Source organism: Microcoleus sp. B4-D4, assembly GCF_036705185.1.
Lineage (GTDB): Bacteria > Cyanobacteriota > Cyanobacteriia > Cyanobacteriales > Microcoleaceae > Microcoleus.
Genome location: NZ_JAUBTX010000001.1, coordinates 147,744 through 167,252 on the forward strand (window position 1 = coordinate 147,744; position 19,509 = coordinate 167,252).

A 19,509-nucleotide genomic window follows, 5' to 3' on the forward strand; every position below is an offset into this window, starting at 1 on the left:
TGCAAGTCCTCATAAAAATCAGAGGACTTGCATTCCTTGCTACAAACTAATTTTATTTAACTGTCGGAGTGGCTTTCCGTCATCCATTTTTGGTAAGTTTCCTCTAGTTGCGGGTTCTCCAGAACGAGTTCGAGGCGGACTTTTACGCAACCGTGGCGGGGTTGAGAGGCGATCGAATTTAAGATTTTGCTGGCTTTCTGCACCGAGGTAAACTCAGCCTTAACTGTCGGTTCATCGCGATCGTGCTTAATTCCCGTCAAATCTATACCCGTGATGCTTCCCTCGCCCAAATCTATTTCGGCCAACACCTTCGGATCGTCGCCGACTTGTTCGACAATTAGCTTTTCCCACTGGATGGGCACTTGTACCATCCGAGTTTCAATTTCTTTGCGGACAATGACTTCGCCGACTTTGCGCTTGCTGCGATTGATCACCAATCGTTCTTCTAGCAGGCGAATTACTTCTCGATCGACAATATCAAAGTCTTCCTCCTCTTCACTCGTCTCCAAATTCTCATTTTGGCGATCGGAATCTGTTAGATTTGACATAACTTTTGAGGGTTGGGTTGACTCGCTATTCGTTAATTCATTCAGCGCTTCTGAGGAATTTTCTACAGACTGAGCCTCGCTATTTGCCGAAATTCCCGGCAGCAGATCGACTTCATCTGAATTAACACTTACAAACAAAGATTTTTGGTGATAATCTACTTTTTTTAGCAGCTTAATACTAACTAAAAAAATTCGAGCTTTTTCGCTGCCTAGCCCTGCTACCACAAAATTTAGTTGACCGCTTTCATCAAAATATACATCTTTTATTTTACCTACCAAGTGACCTTGATTGTCTTTTACTGTAAAACTTTTTAGCTTAGTTCTGACTTTTTCCGGCACCCGGTTGAGACGAGTAATTGATTTTGCTGCTGCTATTTTTTCGGCTGATACTTGACCGTTCATTTTTAAATTTTCCTGCTAAAAAGACGGGGCGGTAGAAACCAGGTTTATACTTGCCTTTCACCCGACATTAGCGGGGTGAATAACGGGCGGTTAAAATTACGTTATTTTCTTTGGCCCGTTTGGCACGGACGAAAGTTTTTGTAAACCTGGTTTCAACCGCCGTCTGCATCTAGGAATTGCGCGACTATCGCACAATTTCAACCAGCGATGTGACAGAATTATGTGATTAATCCGCAATTCCTATTCAATACCTGCTGCAGTTGGTTTAGATATTTTTATTATCTACAACCGGAGTGCCATCCGTGTCAATGTCCAATTCTTCACGGCGCAAGGTTTCTTCGCCATCAACCGTGCTGCGGACAACTTCTTTTCTGATGTTGACTTCTTCGCGCACGTAGGCTTCCTTGTGAATGTCGGCCGTTTCTTCGTACACTTCCATGCGTGCAACTTCCCCTGATTGGAAGTCAGCTTCACCGACTGAAACTACTTGACCCGCTTCTACGGGCGTTACTCGCTCGATTACAACTCGTTCCTTCTCGATAGGTACTGATGCTCGTGCTGTTTCAGTTTCCACGCGCTTGCCCACTGCTACTTCGCCTGTTTTGTCGCGGTGTTTGTTGGCAATCAAGCGTTCTTCGTAAAGCTTGAGATTTTGGTGTTTCTTTTCGTTTGTTTCGTAGAGGGGGCGATCGAGATCGTAGCTGTAGTTACTGCGATCGTAGCTGGCAGGAGTGGCAGTTGCGGCTGTGCCTTGATTGCGGTAAACGCCTCTTACCTGTTCTTCGCGATCGTAATCTAGTGGTTCTAATTCATTGTAAGCAGGCAATCTTTCTGCTTGATCTTTGCTGCGAAGGCCTGTAGCGTAGACTCGACGTGCTCCGTAGTCGAAGCGGGCAGAGCCAATCGGCAGCAATACTTTTTTGCCAAAAATCCAAATCCCGGTATCAATTACCAGATAGCGAAAACGACCGCTTTCATCAACCAAAGCATCATAAACGGTTCCTACTTTTTCATCAGAGTCGCCGGCATAAACATCAAATCCCTTGATGTCGTCTCCAGCAAAGATTTCTTCTTGATAGTTAGGATAAAATTCTTCTAATCTTTGAAGTGTCATGTGTTTTTTCCTCGCTTGTTTAATTAAATTTATAGTAAAAATTAATTGGGTTGACTTACATCTCCCTAAAGTCTGAAGTGTACAATTTAGGGCGTTTAATACTATAGGAATAGTGCCTGGTGCGGTGACGAGCGCACTCAGCTATGCAAAGCCCGATCAACAATACCTAGCGGTTGAAAGTGCCGATCGAGGCAAACTCTCACTCCGGGGGATAGGGTTTGACTCGATCGGGCGGTTAAGACTGGGTTATGTTCTTGAGTCCGCTGGGAGGGGACATCGTTTGACAACACCAGGTTTCAACCGCTGTCTGAGCTTCGGGATATCTAGAAATTAGCTCACTGTTGATTTAGTTGAGCTCTGAGTGTCTCAATTCGTTTGCGGTTAACTCCTAAATCCGACTGTCCCAGACGCGATGCCGATCGCGCGTGAATGACTTTTGCGGCATCATCTACCAAAAATTCCACGTCATCGACAAACCCCATCAAAGGACTCGTGAACTCCGCATAGAGGTAATTATCAGTTGCGGTGATAATTTTAGTCTTTGCTGAGGACTCGATCGCCCCTTTGAGCTTTGCCATTGCTTCTGTAGGCGACGAAGTGTATGCCAAAGGCTCAATTTGGTGTTCGGCATCTTGACTGAAGCTGCTGACGCAGTTAGGCGAAGCAGGGCACGCCGCGAGTTTTCCCGACACAATACCGATATTGGCAGGTTTTTTTCCAGCAAACATTGTTTTTTCTCCGGGTACTAGGATAAAAATAGCGATCGACAGTACCGCTACCGCTAGCAGTGATATTAAAATAACTAGGACTCTTTTCAATGCTTGAGGCGATTTTGTTTCAACTGTCTGCAAAGGATTATCCCTCCTGAAAGTGTAAATTCATTCTAATTTTAATATTAATTGAAATTGACCTCAAAAAATCAAAAAACTTGACCTTGTTCTTCAATCAACCAATAAGTCAACATTGTTCCTTTACCTTTTACCGAAATCTCACCCCGTTCTTCAAAAACAAACCGAGCTTTCAATCGCTCGTAAGTTGTCGCAGTCACTTGAATTTTACCCGGCAATCCGTTCGACTCCATCCTAGACGCAACATTCACAGTATCCCCCCACAAATCATAGCTAAATTTGCTAATTCCAATAATTCCCGCCACCACCGAACCGCTGTGAATTCCGATCCGCAATTCAAAACTTTCTCCAACTTTAGTATTAAAACTTCTCAAAGCTGCCTGCATTTCCAAAGCTAAAAGTGCGATCGCCTCAGAGTGATCCTCCCGCACCGTCGGCAAACCCCCAACCACCATATAAGCATCCCCAATCGTCTTAATCTTTTCCAACCCGTGCAACTCAGACAACCTATCGAACTCCGAAAAAATCGCGTTCAAAATTTCTACCAACTGCGTCGGAGTTTTGTGAGCAGAAAACTCTGTAAAACCCACCAAATCCGCAAACAATACCGTCACATCATCAAAATGATCCGCTATTAATTTTTGCTCTTTTTGCAAGCGATCGGCAATAGGTTTCGGTAAAATATTCAGCAGCAATTTCTCTGTTTGCTCTTGCTGCAATTTCAGCGCTGCTTCAGCTTGTTTCCGCTGAATCAGCGAACCTAGCTGCATCGCAACCGCACTCACCAATTCCAACAAGCGCGGCTGACATTCCAGATTGTTTTCCTGATAAAAAATCAAAATCGCTAACACTTGATTGTCTGCCAAAATTGGCACACCAAAAGCCGCTTTTAACCCCACATCCATCGCAATTTGCGATTGTAAAAAAACTTGTTCCGGTGCAGTAGAAACATCCTCTATCCATTCAGACTGCTGCGACTGCCAAATCCTCCCCGGAAGTCCCACACCAGCAGCAAAAGTTAACTCCCAACTTGTCTGTCGGAATTGGGCAAAACTCGAATCGCTGACGTACCTCCCTGTAGCGCATTTTAAAACGCCTTCACTAGAGGGAATCCAAGCTTCGCCCAGATTCCATTCAATAGTTTGGCAAATTAAACCTAAGATCACATCTATAGCCGACTCAAAACTCTCAGATTTACTAATAGCTTGAGTAGCCTTCAGCAGCAACCTCGTTTCCATTTCCACCTGGTGACGTTCGGCGATTTCCTCGTGCAACTGGACATTTTTAGCCGTCAATATTTGATTTTTTTCTTGCAATTGCATTTGCAAGGAACGCACAGTAAGTTGATTGCTAACTCGCGCCAATACTTCTTTCACCTGAAAAGGTTTTGTGATATAATCTGCTCCGCCCACCTCAAAAGCTTGTGCCTTATTTATTCCTTCTTCTAGCGCGCTGAGAAAAATAATCGGAATTTCTTTAAATTTCGGTTGTGATTTCAATTTTTTACAGAGTTCGTAGCCGTCAATATCCGGCATCATAATATCGAGCAAAATCAAATCTGGTACGCTAGATTGAATTGCATCTATAGCAGAAACACCATTGGTAACAGGTCGAACTTTATAACCATTTTTTTGCAGAATTCTAATCAACAAACGCAGATTATCTGGCGTATCATCAACTACTAAAATATCTGCTTGATAGTTTTCAGTTTTTTCCGCATTTATCTGCATTATTTGATTCCTCCGCCTCGGTAATTAAATTAAGAATTTTCTGGTAATCAAAATTATCGAGATGCCCCTGGAGGATGTCGGAAAATTCACGATGAGCATCCCTTATTTCCTCGATTGTCCTGGAAATTAAGTCAAAATCAGCATTACGGATTACCTGCTTCATCTTCTCTATCCATTCTGCGGGAAGTGCAGGCAAATAAGCAAGCGCAACAATAGGGGGAGAGTTAGATAGATTATCGCCCTTTGACATCAAATAAGTCGAGGGAGAGTAGAGATACTTGACCCCTAAGTGTTGGTTGAGGCTATTAAATATATCATTTTTGCGGAAAGGTTTGCTAATAAAATCGTCGCAGCCGACTAATAAAGCAAACGAGCGCCTGCCTTCAATTGTACTAGCAGTCAAAGCAATAATCTTCGGAATCGGAGATTCAAACTCACAAACACTCATTGGAGCCTTGCCTTGCTGCTTTTGCTCTCTCTGCTGTATTCGGGTTCTAATTTCTTTAGTAGCTTCGTAGCCGTCCATCACTGGCATTCGCACATCCATCAAAATTAAATGCGGCTGCCAGTTTTCCCAGATTTCTACTGCTTCGCTGCCGTTGCTGGCTTGTTGCAGCGCGAAACCCAAAGGAGAAAGCATTTTGACTAAAAGTTGGCGGTTGTCTTCGCGATCGTCCACAATTAAAATCCGGTAGCAAGGTTGATTTGGTTCCAATCCTGTAACTTCCAGGTTAATTTGTGGTTCGGGAATATCCGCAGCATAAACCGCACCGACTGGAATCTCAAATTTAAAACTCGTGCCAATTTCCAGTTGACTTTCTACGACGATATCTCCTCCCATCAAGCGGACAAATTGACGGCTGATAGTCAATCCTAAACCAGTACCTTTCTGAGCATTTTGACCAGAAGTCGTCTGCACGAATGCTTGGAAAACATTCCCCACTTCTTCGGGAGAAATGCCTACTCCTGTATCTTTTATTTCAAACTGAAGGAAAACCATCGGTTCGGAACTTATATCTTCAGTGTCTTTTGTTAATTCAACTATTGCTAATTCCCTGGAAGTTATGGCGAAGTCCCGAATACTTGTTGCGGTATCAAACATAACTGTAGATCTATCTAATAAATCTACTATTCCAGAATATTTTAACTTTCTAATTCTTAAAACTATTCCGCCTGTCGGTGTGAATTTAACGGCATTGCTGAGGAGATTTATCAGGACTTGCCGCAGTTTAACCTCATCGGTTCGCACGTACTGGGGAACGTCAGCCTCGCGCTCGAAAAGCAATTGCAATTCTTGACTCTGTGCTCGAAATTGAAACATATCTTCCAAGTCATCAAGCAAGCGGTAGAGGTCGAAGTTTTTCGGGACGATCGCCATCCGTCCCGCTTCGATTTTTGACAAGTCTAAGGCTTGATTGATCAGAGTCAGCAAGTGTTCGCCGCTGCGGTGAATAATTCTTAAATTTTCTCGGTTTTCAGCAGAAAAATTGGGGCTTGGTTCCATGATTTGTGCAAACCCGAGTATGGAATTGAGAGGGGTTCGCAACTCGTGGCTCATATTAGCAAGAAACGTGCTTTTAGCTTTGTTTGCTGCTTCAGCAGCTAAGGCGGCTTGTTGCAGTTGTTCTGTGCGTTCGTCAATTTGGACTTCTAAGGTGTGCTGGTAGTCTGCTAGTATTTTTTCGGCTTGTTTGCGATCGCTAATATCTTGAAAAACTGCGATCGCATAAGTAATATTTCCGCTAGCGTCAAAAATCGGCGTGGTATTGAGCTCGATCGCAATTATTTTGTCATCCTGACGGATTTCTACATCGTCAACCCTGACAAATTCCCCTTTCAGCGCGCGCAAAACTGGCAAATTATCCGGCGGGTAAAGCTCATCAGTATTGGCAACATAAAGTTGATAACTTGCAGCTAATTGTTCCGCTGTGCTTTCCGGGATCGTGTCTGCACCCAGCAAATCCCGCGCTGTCTGGTTAAAATAGGCGATCGAGCCGTCTGGATTGTAAACAGATACCCCCACTGGTAAAGCTTCTAAAAATTGATTCAGGCGGCTTTCACTCGCAGACAGCGCCGCATTTACTTGCTTCAACTCCTGATTTACTTCTTGCCGTTTCAGGATTTCATCTGTTAACTTTTGGTCTTGCAAATAACTGTGAACAGCTTCTACTACCGTTAATTTCAAATCTTCATTTTGCCAAGGTTTAGGGATATAACGGTACAACTTAGCATACTTGATAGCATTGCTCAAAGCTTCCAAATCTGCTTGGCCCGTCAGCATAATCGTCAGCGTATCCGGTGAGCGTTCGTGAATTTGCTTGAGCAATTCGTCCCCTTTAATATCCGGCATGATATAATCGGAAAGCACCAAAGCAATCTCGTATTCATCTGCCTGCAAATCTGCCAGCAACTCTAAAGCATCTTCCCCCCCTTCCGCCGTTTCAATAATACAACTATCCCCGATCGCCTTTTTCAGCTCAATCTTTAAACTCTTCAAAACATCAGGTTCGTCGTCAATACAAACAATTACAGGTTTTTTCATAACTTAGCCAGCCCAGATTTTATTGTCTCTATTAACTCTTTGCTACTCCAAGGTTTGTACAAACAGCAGTATAAATCGGCTTCTTTGACTGCCCGCTCAACTGCCGCTGCATCCGCTTGTCCCGTCAACATCACCGTAATAATTTTAGGATATTTTCGGTGAATTTTAATTAAAAGTTCGTCACCTTTAATTCCCGGCATCAGCCAATCAGAAACAACCACAATCACCTGAAATTCTTCTTGAAAATCCTCAAGTAAATCTAAAGCTTCATCACCACTTTCAGCCAATTCGTAAAAGTAATCATCTTTAAATTCATTCTTGAGCTGCATCTTGAGAGTATTCAATATATCTGGTTCATCGTCAACGCAAAGGATTACAGGCTTACTCATTTGTTTAATCGCTGTTGGGATTTTAGCCGGCCGGCTTGCGAAAATTACTTGCTGCTAGGTGATTAATTTCAGGCGAGCAGACAAGGTATCTATCCCCCATCTTATACCATTTTCCATTGGAGCATAGGAATTGTCAATTTGGAATCATTCATGACATAATAGTAGGGAGCGCCGGTTTAAATTTGCCTTCTTTTTTAAACAAAAGTAAGTTTTATTTAATAGATTGGCAGCGACACTGTAAAGGTTGTCTGCCCCGGTACAGATTCTACATCAATTGTGCCTTCGTGTTTCTTGACAATTTTTCTCACAATATCCAATCCCAAACCGCTACCTTCCCCCGCAGATTTAGTCGTAAAAAATGGCTGAAAAATTTTGGGAATAACTTCTGGGGGAATACCTTTGCCATTATCAGTAAACTTGAGAATAATATTTGCCTCTTGCTGCTGAGTCTCTAGAGTCAAAATACCTTTATAATCCATTGCTTGCAGGGCATTGTGAATCAAATTCGTCCAAACTTGATTTAAGTCATCGGGATAGCAAGTTATTTCGGGTAGATTTCCATAATCTTTAACTACTTCTATACCGTGTTTCAGTTGATTTTGATAAAGAGTTAACACCGTGTCAATACCGTCGTGCAAGTTCGCATGGACTTTTTCTTGCTTGTTATCGAAATGAGCGTAACTTTTCAAGGCAAATACTACTTTCCCCGACTTAGCTGTCGCTCTTTGGATCAGGCTAATACTTTTTTTAAAGCTCGCAAATTGATAAGCAGTATTGAAAACTACTTCCCAATCAGGCAATTTGAAAAATGGCAACAACTGTTCTATGTTGTCGTAAATTTCCATATCAACTAAAGTATCAGCAATTTCATCAGGAGTCTGAACCGATTCTGCAGTCAAATCTCTAATCAACTGCTGCTTAAATTTGCGTTTCTCTCTACTGGTAAATAAATTTGTTTGATTGGTAGATCGGTAAAGTAAACTTAAGAAGTAACCTTTACTTTCTTCAGAAATCTCTTGAAAAAATTGAGGCATTTTGGGTAAATTATCGTCCCAAAAATTAGCTATGTTATCAATAGAGGAACCTATAATGCCCAGGGGCGTATTGATTTCGTGGGCAATGCCGGCAATCAGTTGTCCTAGTGCAGCCATTTTTTCCGATTGAATCAAATGCTCTTGGGTGGCTTGCAGTTCCTGGATCGCAGTTGCTAAATCTTGATTTTTTTCTTGCAAAATTTGTTGTAGCGAACAAATTTTTAAATGAGTTTCGATCCGGGCTAAAACTTCTTCAACTTGAAACGGTTTGGTAATAAAGTCCACTCCCCCAACTCCAAAAGCTTTGACTTTATCCATCACGTCATTAATCGCACTGATGAAAATCACCGGAATATCTTTTGTGATTTCAGAATCTTTGAGCTGCTGACAAACTTCATAACCGTCCATTTCTGGCATCATCACATCGAGCAACACTAGATCCGGGGGCATTTTTTGAGCTGCAGAAAGTGCTAGTTTACCGTTGGGAACCGGGCGAACTTTATAGCCTTTTTCGCTCAATATTCCTGCCAGCAATCGCAGGTTTTCTGGCGTGTCGTCTACTACTAAAATATTAGCTCGATCAATGTTAGCTAAAGTTGAATTCATTGGGTATTTACTGTTTTTGGCTGCGAGAAATCGTGTTTAAAATTCTGTCGTATTCAAAATTATTAATGCAGTCTTGAAGCGCGTCCGCAAGAGAGGGGTTGACAGTGCGAATTTGTGCGATCGAACTGGCGATCGCCTCCATGTCCACACTCAAAATATTTTGCTTGAATTGAGCCATCCAATCGGCGGAAAGAGAGGCGATCGCCTCCGGTGTCAGTATATCTTGACTTGAGTCCCCTAAACCTGTCGCGATGACAGCAGTTGAATCTTCATAAATATAGCGTACTCCTAAATGTTTACCCATTGCCACAAAGATATCCTCTTCTCGGAAGGGTTTACGCATAAAATCATCGCAACCGGCCGAAAGAATCACCGCCCGTTCTTCCTCCAAAACACTAGCAGTCAAAGCCACAATCGCCGTTGCTTGCCCGCTAGTTGTAGTTTTAATCTGTTTCGTTGCCTCGTACCCGTCCATCACAGGCATTCTCATGTCCATCCAAATCAGATGCGGTTCCCACTCCATAAAAATATCCACCGCTTCTTTACCATTACTTGCTTCTCTCAACTCAAATCCGAGCGGACTCAGAAGTTTTACCAAAAGTTGACGGTTCAGGGGTTTGTCGTCCACAATTAGCAAGCGGTAACGCGGCTGATCGGGTGCGAGAGCAACAACTCGAACTTGAGTTTTTTTGCTTTCAATATCGGCAGTTTCCACCAGATGAACTTGGATGTCAAACTGAAATATTGTGCCATTTTCTAGCTCGCTGCTAACAGTAATTTCACCTCCCATTAATTGTACAAACTGTCGGCTGATCGCTAAACCTAAGCCAGTTCCTTCCTGAGAATCTTTACCTGTTTGTGTCTGTACAAACGCTTCAAACAAATGAGGAATTTCCTCAGCAGCAATACCTGCACCAGTATCTTGAACTTCAAAATGCAGCCAGTAGCGACCGGGCAATTGGTTAGGGCTATTTTTGTGTATTTTTCCTCTTCCTGCTTTGACTTGCACCGACACTCCCCCTTCGGAAGTAAATTTAATTGCATTGTTGAGCAAATTAATTAAAACTTGGCGCAATTTGACTTCATCGGTGGAAATATAATGGGGAACTTCCGCCTCTCGATCGAAGATTAAATGCAAGCTTTTTTCCTCAGCTTTGAGCGCAAACATATCTTCTAAATCGTCTATTAATCGGTATAAATCGAAGTTTTTTTCATAAATAGTAGTACGTCCTGCTTCGATTTTTGACAAGTCTAAAACTTGGTTTATTAAAGAGAGTAAATGTTCGCCACTCCGCAGGATAATTCCGACATTTTCTTGATTTTCTTGAGACATAGTTTTACTGCGGAGCATGACTTGAGCAAAGCCGATGATTGCGTTTAGGGGCGATCGCAATTCGTGACTCATATTGGCGAGAAATGTGCTCTTAGCTTTGTTTGCTGCTTCAGCCGCTTCTTTCGCCTGCTGCATTTTGATTTCCGCTTGTTTGCTATCAGTAATATCCTTAATAAAACCTTCGTAGTAAAGTAGACTTCCGGCGGCATTGCAGACAGCGCGAGAATTTTCAGAAATCCAGATAATGCTGCCATCTTTGCGGTAAATTTCCGATTCAAAGTTAGCCAGTATTCCGTACTCGTTCATCAGCGTAATAAATTCGTCGTGGCGATTGGGATTTACATAAAGCTGGTTATTGAAATTCGGCTGGGATGCGATTAGTTCTTGCGACGATTCGTAACCGTAGAGGTTAGCTAAAGCGGGGTTAGCGCTGATGTATTGTCCGTCAGCAGCAGTCTGAAAAATGCCGTTTAAAGCGTTTTCATAAATGTTGCGGTACTTTTCTTCGGCTTCCCGGAGAGCGTTTTCTGCTTTTTGGCGATCGGTAATATCGCTCGAAATCGACAGAAAACAAGGTTCTCCGTCAATTTCGATGGTTTCAATAGACAGCAGCGCCGTTCTTTCTGTACCGCTTTTATTGCGAAACCTGAGTTCGTAATTGTGAATAGCCGTTTTATTTTTTAACATTTGAATCATCCGATCGCGCTCTGCCAAAGTCGCCCAAAAATTCAGTTCAACCGCTGTTTTTCCAATAATTTGATCGTGACTGTAGCCCATCATCCGACAAAAGCTGTCATTAACTTCAATGTGACTACCATCACTGATTCTCGTGATCGTAATCGCATTGGGACTGGAACGAAAAGCCTTAGAAAACTTTTCTTTTGCTTTCACAAAATCGGCGGTACGTTCTGCAACTTGTACTGCTAAATTTTGGTTGTATTCGGTTAACAGTTTGTCCGCCTGTTTGCGTTCAGTAATATCTTGAAAAGCGCACATTCCGTAGATAATGTTGCCTCGATCGTCGTAAATAGGAGTGCCCCAAACTTGCAGGGGAACAATTTTGTCAGTCAAGGAGATTTCAACGTCATCAACAGTGACACTTTTGCCCTGCAAAGCGTTTAAAACTGGGTCGCGCTCCGCTGGATAAATTTCCTGAGTACCAGCTAAATTAACTCGGTAGGATTGTCGCAAATTTTCAGAGTTTGCTGCTATAATTCCTTGACCTAAAAGTTGCTCCCCTGTAGGATTAATATAGTGAGGTTGACCATTTGGCTCGACAATAAAAATGCCAATCGGTACTGCATTTAGAAATTGTTTTACTCGGTTTTCACTTTCTGAAATCGAAGTAAATGAGTGCTGTAATTGCTCTGCCATGCTGTTAAAAGCAGCCGCAAGTTCTCCGAGTTCATCTTCGCGATTCAGAGCGAGCTTTGTATCCCATTCATTCTTTGCCAAAGCTTTCGCCGCTGCATTCAATTTTAAAATCGGCTGCACCACCCATTTAGCAGTAAAAATTCCCAGAATTGTCGCTACGATCAAAGCTGCAACCGACAGCAAAACAGTCGTGCGGGTATTGGCGTTAATTTGCTCCATAAAGTCGGACTCTGGTACAACTACGACAATCAGCCAATCCAACCCGCGATCGTCTTTAAAAGGAGTTACCTCCATAAAATTGCGCTTCCCGTCAATATCAAAAGTAAGCTGTTGAGAATTTTTGATTTTAGCTAAGCTTTGGTATGTTTTTTCTAAATGCTTTGCGGTTAGGCGAATTACGGGATTTTTGCTGGCTGAAGCTTGGACGCGCTTTGCTTCTTTACCTTCCACTGCGAATTCTTCGCCCGCCGTTGAAGAGGCAATTAACATTCCCGATCTTTCCATCACAAAAGTTTGCCCAGATTTACCAATTTTGAGGCTGACGAGAAATTGTTTAATTTTGGAAAACAGCAAATCGCTGCCAGCTATTCCTAACAGCTTCCCCGCAGCATCGTAAATAGGCATAGCAGCAGTAATGGCTAGCTCTCTTGTCAAAAAGTCTGTATAAATTGGACTCCAGATAGGTTTTTTTGCGAGCGCCGCTGCTATGTACCAAGGACGAATTCGCGGGTCGTAAATATTATTGGATATTTCTACTAATTTAACGCGGTTTCCTTGAGAATCACCAGTATATCGAGCTAATTTATTGCCAGTAGATTTGTCAGCAGCAGAGATGAGAATCCGATCTTTAGTGCGGATGGCTCCCGAGTGTTCTCCATTTTCTGTGGCTACATAAATGATGCTGATTGTATCAAAATATTGAATTTGTTCGAGGAAATGAAGTTCTAGTTTTTGTTTTTCTTCGAGGTTCAACTGCCCCAATTTTATGCCTTGAACGTTGAGGTGATTGACAATATGGGGAATTGACATATAGTTTTCCATGCGGTCTTTGATGCGATCGCTAATTTCTCCCCGCAACTGAGCTGCTACATCGTTAACCGCCCGCTGACCGTTTTGGAATGATAGCCAACCGACAACTCCTACGGTGCCGACAATTTGCACTAAAAAAGGCACTACGAGCACTGTTTGTAATGGAACTTTACCTAACATTTTGGTGGCAAAGCGATTCAGCGGTTTAGGAAACATATTCATCCTAAGAGTAATTGAAATTGTCAAGGGAAATTAGTAGATGTTAAAATTTTGGAGCGATAGACGAGCTAGTTTTATTGAATCCGGTTACTTACTTAAAAAAAAGTGGGGAGCATTTGGGACTTTTTACAAAGCCCCAGATGCTCCCGAGAGATTATTATGAGTGCAGGGCTGGGATTTTACCTTTTTGACAAACGTACAGGCATTCATTAATATTAATATACCGTATTTTTGCGGAGAACAGGTGATTGGGCGCGATCGCCCTATCGGTAGCTGCCGGCACCCCTAAAACTGCTTTTACTTGCGATTCAACTCCACCCTTTCGCCGTAACGCAACAGCATATCCAAACTCTCCAAACGATTTTGCCAAGTTTGTACCTGATAGCTATTGTCCCGAGAATGCAGCCGCATCAAAGCTGGAAACTGAGATTGAAAATTTGCCAACAATCTTTTAGCCGTCGCTAAACTTTCACTAGAAGGATTGACCGCCAATTTGCTAAAAGCTTGCGCCAATTCATCCGATCGACTTTGGAGAACTTTCAGTTCAGATTCCGACACCTGCAACTGATTGTTAGCCAACAAAAAACTCCATTCCTGCTTGAGAGCAGTATAGCGCGAAGCCGCGGCTGCAAACGGCTGCCGGTAAGGAATCGGTTCTGCAGCATTCGTAGAACGCACCCCTCGCCCTTGAGTGCGGTTAAAAAAGCCCTGCATCGCGCTGCTGATACTTTCCACCGCAAAAATAGCATAGCCCCCTGTGGGCAAATCGCGCAAAGCTTGAATTTGGTCGATCGCCACAACTTGCGGGAGAGTCAACAACTTAACCGACGGAGAAATCAAAGCCGAACCGAGCATTTGTTCCTTCGCCAACGGTTCCGTAACGCGCTGAAGTCGGTTAGTATCCAAAGCATAAGTCATCGGCACAATCAAATCTACAATACCCTGACGGGCCCAAACTTCCCAATTTTGCTGAATTTTGTAAATCCGCTGACTTTCTGGGTGAGGAAACACCGCCACCGACAGAATTGTGCGGGGAGAATTCGACCCCAAAAGCCGATAAACTTCAGCGACAAAACTATTAATTTGATTAGTTTTAAATTCAACCCACTGCCGCCACAAACTGCCGTCCTTGGGGGAAATATTCACCGGATCTGTACCAGTCAACTGTTTGAATTGCTGCCTCGCCGCAGCACCGTAGCCGTAGGTAAAACCCGCGTTATCATTTTGAAAAGGATAGCGAATGTAGTCTAACTGCACTCCATCTACTTTGTAGCGGGTGGCAATTTCGTTGATAATTTGGAGTAGATAACTGCGCGCTTCTGGGTTTGCTGGATCGATATAAAATTTACCGTCATTAGGATTTTGGATGCGTCCTTTATTGTCAATATTTGCCCAATTTGGATGAGCGGAAAGCACCGGCCCCGGATAAGAATCACGTTGACCAATTAAAGCATTGTGGCGTTTATTTCCGGTGGCAAAAATCCAAACCCAAGCGTGCAGTTCCAGGCCTCGCTCGTGGGCTAATTTAACAGCAGATTCCAGCGGGTCCCAGCCAACTGTGAGGGGGTTTTGTTGGGGTGCAACTTGACTGGGATAAATTGGATATCCGGCATTCACAGTTTCAAAGAAAACGGTATTGATACCGGCGGCGGCGAGCCGATCGAACACTGCGGCCAAACCTTGTTCAGATCGAGCGGCCACGATCGTACCGCGATCGAGCCAAACCGCCCGAATTTCCGCCCCGACGCGCGGCCCTTCCTGGGGGTAATTTTGCCACAGCAACTGGCGCGCTTGCACCCACTGCTGTCTGGCTTCGGCGTATTTTTGTTGTTGCAGGAGTTGGTCAAAATTTTGCAAAACCTCCCGCGCGTTGGCGATCGCCCGCATCATAGTCCCTGGTATCACAGACGGACGAATGGCGGCTGGGCCGCCGGCACTGTTGCTTCCAGCCACGAGTTGAGCGGGGTTAGGAGCACTGAGATTGACGGCGGTATTCCCGGAATTAGATGCTGTCAGGGCGCTTTCAAACCTACCGAGGAGGTTGGTGAGCTCTTGGCGCATCAAGTAGGCTTCAATGCTGACGATCGGCTGATTGGAATTTGCCTGCACGTCCAAACCCGCCGGCGCTGACTGATCTGAAGGGTCTGTAAAATTTGCGGGGACTGGTTCGGGAAGCGAGGGAGCAGGAGAAAGTGTACTCAGCGGGGTACTGCGCGGCGCAGGGGCGGTGTTTCTTGGGACTCTGGAGGGGGGGGGAGAAGGAAGTGGGAGGGCAGCGGCTGTTGGCGCTGTTGCGGCGGAACCGGTTGTGCCTCCCCAGCGGGCGATCGAGGCCTGCAGCCAAGCTTTGTCTAAATTTGACGAACCGTCGGTACCCCAGCGCCAGCCGAGATAGGTAGCGCGATCGGTGGCGATCGCCGCCGAGGAACCGGAACTATTTTTCCAAGTCGCGACTGTTTGACTGTTGGCGTCGGCGGGAATCAGGACACCGCCTAGAACTGAGCCGTTTTGTTGTTGGGCCGGCATCCAATTGCTAGAAGTATTGCAGGCGATATCCCGACAGCGCGCGCGCGGTTGTGGTACCGCCGGCTGGGTTAACGGAAAAGCCCAATAGGCCCCAAGGAGCGATCGTAAAGATTGGCGCACCAAAGCCGGGGAACTGCGCCCTACAGGGCCAGAAGCAATCAAACGGCCGCCCTGGGATGCCCAAGCTTCTAAAACTTTAATTTGCGCCGGGGTCAAAGTTTCTATGTTGGGCAAAAACAGGACGTTAACGCCTGCTAAATCCGCCGTACTTTTGATTTCTTCGAGATTAATTGGTTTGTAAGCAATGCCGCTTTCCCAGAGGCGCGTGGTAATTTTTACCCAGTCAGGAGAATTTTCGGAACTGCGAACAACGCCCAGAACTACTTCGGCGAAACTGGGTGAGGGAAATAGAATGAATGTATTTAGTAATGTACTCGCTAGGGTTCCAATCAAGACTCTTTGCAAGAAGGTGAAAAGGCGATTTTTTTGAGTCTGAGAGATGGTTTTAGGCGTTTGACTGGTTCTTTTGAGCTGTTGCATTGACACGAGAATTACCCACCACACCGCTTAATAAAATTTTAATAACAATTTAGATCGATCCGCACCATACAATTTTTTCTTCTGTCGTGCAACGTGCGATCGGGAAAATAGACGATCGCCCGCTGAGGATGGGAGCGCATTCGATCGCAAATTTTATCCTAAACTCAGATTGCGCGCGATCGAACAACCGCCATAAAAAAGGTTCGATTGTTCGGACTTTAGTCCGCAAAAATCAGGACTTTAGTCCGAACGATCGAACCTTCACTACTGAATTGCAGTTTCATTTACCGGGAATCGATCGATCAACTGCATCGCCCGACAAGCATTCCTCCGCAAAGAATCCGAAACGTGAGGAACATGAGGAATCTGAGACAAGAAATCCAAAGTCCGGCGCAAAATTCGCACCACATCTCCTTCATCCAAACTCGTATGACTAATTAGTTCCAGCCATTCCACACCCAGAGCCCACTGTTCCACCAAAGTCACTAAATCCCGTTCCAGCCAAATCGGGATCGCAGCTTCGTGGCGGTACTGCACTTGAAACAACCGGCGGCGCAGGCCTTTTTGCAGGTTGTCCAAAGGTGCTAAAACTTCCGGCGACAGCGAGTAATGAGTCCAACTGTCAGGCCTGGAAACTTCTGTAACCAAGGCCGCGCAAGCAGCAGCGAGGTGGTGGGGGTCGAGTTCGTCAAACTCTGAAGACATCAGGGACAAACCCAGCCACAGTTCGTTATCGCCGCGAATGGCGGCACAGGCTTGGCCCAAAACTGTGGGTACTAATCTGTCGGAGGAGTCGTCTCGGTTTCCATCTGCCGAAATTACTCTTTCCAAACAGCCGAAGTTTAGCAAGATGTCAATTAAGTTGAGAAATTGCTCCCAATAGCGAGCTCGCTGCTTTTCTAAGTCTTGTTCGCTTTTGCGGATTTCTTTTTTCAATTCTTCCCGGCGGCGCTGGCGTTTGAGCAAAGTACCGGGATTGCCCCATTCTAGAACTGGGTGAATTTCTAGTCGATCTTCTAGGGCTGCGATTTTCTGCAGTTGCTCGATCGCCTCCGGGCTCGGTTCTGGTGGGGGCAATTCTGGGATCGATCGGGCAATTGCCACGGTTTCTTCGGTTCCCAAGCGACACTGGCCGAGTCTCAGAGTCAGTTCTGCCGGGGGGATCAAGGTATCTGCGACACTCAAGCGAGGTAGTTCGGCGTGGAGGGTGGCGACATCGCTAATGGCGACGATGTACCAGCGGTTGTCTTTACCCAAGCACACCAAGTTTGGTGCTTGGCCCGAACCTGCGATTTTGGCAACTAAGATGGCGGGTACGGGGGTTGCGTGCGATCGTTTGGCTGTCGGAACGTGCTTGCCTTTGAGACTCAGAACCGTGCCGAGCACTGCAAAAGACACGGCTACGGACATCTCCTTAATGCGCGCTTCTTCTGCTTGCTGCAATAAAATTTTGAGCAAACGTTTGTCTTCTTTGAGTCTTCCCTGCAATTTTTCGTAATCGGCGAGTTGTTTTTCTAGGTAAGAGACATTACCTCCGGCCGCCAGGGATTTGTCGATCGCCACTAATTCTGTTTCCAGTCGGTCTAATTCTGCTTGCTGCGGCTGCAAGTACAAGGTAGACAGGTATTGACCGAAACTGCGCTCTACTAACTCTTGAGCTTCATCGATCGTGTGAGTTTGCAGCAAATTCAGCACCATGCCGTAGCTGGGCGTAAATTGACTGGCGAGGGGGTCGGCTTTGGCTGTTGCCAAATAAGAGGCTTCTTTTGCACCTTCAAAGCGCGTCTGAACTGCGACAACGTGCCCCAGTTCGTCCATCCCACGGCGACCGGCCCGACCGGCCATTTGCAGGAATTCTGAAGCGTTTAGCAGTCGGTGTCCCTTGTCGGTGCGCTTGGACAAGGTGGAAATGACTGTGGTGCGGGCGGGCATATTAATCCCGGCTGCGAGGGTTTCGGTGGCAAATACGACTTTAATCAAACCTCTGCCAAAGAGTTCTTCTACTAAGCCTTTCCAAGCGGGTAAAATGCCTGCGTGGTGGGCTGCGATGCCTTTTAAAAGTGCTTCTTTTTGACCTAAGCGTTCTGCTTCTGGGTTTCGCTGTAAAAAATCGTCAATGATGCGTTTGAGTTCGGCTGTTTCGGCTTCGTTAACCAGGGATAAATTTCCGACTTCTGCGACTGCTTGGTCGCACCCGCGACGGCTGAAGATGAAGTAGATTGCTGGTAGCATATCTCGATCGTCCAACCGGCACAAAACATCGGTCAAACTGGGAGTGGGAATGCTGCCTCTTTCTGCTTTTTGCTGCTTCTTTTTGGGGACTAACCGCGGATTAGCTCTTTTGCCGGTTTCGTCTAGCAGGGGAAATATGCCTTTTTGATTGGCAAAGTGGAATTGCAGGGGTACTGGTCGAAAGTCTGAGTAGACTAGCTGTGTGGGCCCGTGAACTTTGTTAATCCAGTCTGTGAGTTGGTCGCTATTGGCGACGGTGGCTGAGAGGGCGAGCAGTTGAATTTCGCCGGAACAGTAAATGATCGATTCTTCCCAGACTGTACCGCGCTGGCGATCGTTCATGTAGTGACATTCGTCGAGCACTACGGTTTCGACTCCGGTGAGGGAAGCGCCGACTGCTCCGATCGGCGTACCGTAGAGCATATTCCGAAATATTTCCGTAGTCATCACCAAAATCGGCGCATCTCGATTGACGGAGATGTCGCCCGTGAGCAAACCTACGCTGTCGTCTCCAAATTGCCTGCGGAAGTCGCGCAGCTTTTGGTTGGAGAGAGCTTTTAGAGGAGTGGTGTAGAACACGCGCCGCCCCCGGAAAAGTGCTTGATGGATGGCGTATTCGCCGATTAACGTTTTCCCCGAGCCTGTGGGAGCGCACACCACAACGGATTTACCTGCATCGAGGGCGGCGATCGCCTCTCTCTGAAAGTTATCTAGCTCGAATGGAAATATGGTCTTCAGATCCAGCTCTGGGCGGTTCTGGGAATTATCTGGCACAAGGATTATTCTGAGGTTGCAGGGTAATTATGCTTAAATCTTGCTGAAAGCAAGGCAGCAGAGGACTGTATTGATTTTAAACCTTTGTCAGCCGATCGGAACTCGGAGGAAGTAAGGGAGTGGGTGATTCGGGCTTTTATACTTAGTGCCTCAAAAATCTAGTATAGCGATCGAACCAGGTTTGCAGTCTGGACTGCTGTTTTTTTTTCGATCGTGTCCGATCGATTAACCGCACGCACGCGCAGGTTAATCGATCGGACTTCAGTCCG

Annotated in this window: 10 protein-coding genes; all 10 read right to left on the reverse strand. The window is 45.3% G+C overall.

What is annotated here, in order from left to right:
• Positions 1-56: 56 nt before the first annotated feature.
• Positions 57-950 (reverse strand): YsnF/AvaK domain-containing protein, encoded by an 894-nt coding sequence (locus tag QUB13_RS00565; protein ID WP_333377698.1) that lies wholly within the window; start codon positions 948-950, stop codon positions 57-59.
• Between the two features lie 265 nt (positions 951-1,215).
• A complete protein-coding gene (locus QUB13_RS00570) occupies positions 1,216-2,064 on the reverse strand; it encodes a DUF2382 domain-containing protein (RefSeq protein ID WP_333377700.1) in 849 nt (282 codons plus the stop codon).
• 335 nt (positions 2,065-2,399) lie between these two features.
• A complete protein-coding gene (locus tag QUB13_RS00575) occupies positions 2,400-2,792 on the reverse strand; it encodes a DUF1499 domain-containing protein (protein ID WP_333377703.1) in 393 nt (130 codons plus the stop codon).
• A 191-nt stretch (positions 2,793-2,983) separates the two neighbouring features.
• Entirely contained in the window at positions 2,984-4,642 is a 1,659-nt protein-coding gene (locus tag QUB13_RS00580) for an adenylate/guanylate cyclase domain-containing protein (protein WP_333377706.1), read from the reverse strand.
• Entirely contained in the window at positions 4,617-7,184 is a 2,568-nt protein-coding gene (locus QUB13_RS00585) for a response regulator (RefSeq protein ID WP_333377709.1), read from the reverse strand. The genes QUB13_RS00580 and QUB13_RS00585 overlap by 26 nt, the downstream gene beginning before the upstream one ends.
• Positions 7,181-7,573, reverse strand: a complete 393-nt coding sequence (locus QUB13_RS00590; protein WP_194070556.1) for a response regulator — start codon at positions 7,571-7,573, stop codon at positions 7,181-7,183. The genes QUB13_RS00585 and QUB13_RS00590 overlap by 4 nt, the downstream gene beginning before the upstream one ends.
• Positions 7,574-7,788: 215 nt before the next feature.
• Positions 7,789-9,213, reverse strand: a complete 1,425-nt coding sequence (locus QUB13_RS00595; protein WP_333377712.1) for a hybrid sensor histidine kinase/response regulator — start codon at positions 9,211-9,213, stop codon at positions 7,789-7,791.
• Between the two features lie 7 nt (positions 9,214-9,220).
• Entirely contained in the window at positions 9,221-13,165 is a 3,945-nt protein-coding gene (locus QUB13_RS00600) for a PAS domain S-box protein (RefSeq protein ID WP_442922118.1), read from the reverse strand.
• Positions 13,166-13,465: 300 nt separating this feature from the next.
• Positions 13,466-16,234, reverse strand: a complete 2,769-nt coding sequence (locus QUB13_RS00605; RefSeq protein ID WP_333377719.1) for a family 10 glycosylhydrolase — start codon at positions 16,232-16,234, stop codon at positions 13,466-13,468.
• A gap of 264 nt (positions 16,235-16,498) precedes the next feature.
• Positions 16,499-19,240 (reverse strand): DEAD/DEAH box helicase, encoded by a 2,742-nt coding sequence (locus QUB13_RS00610; protein WP_333115226.1) that lies wholly within the window; start codon positions 19,238-19,240, stop codon positions 16,499-16,501.
• Positions 19,241-19,509: the final 269 nt, after the last annotated feature.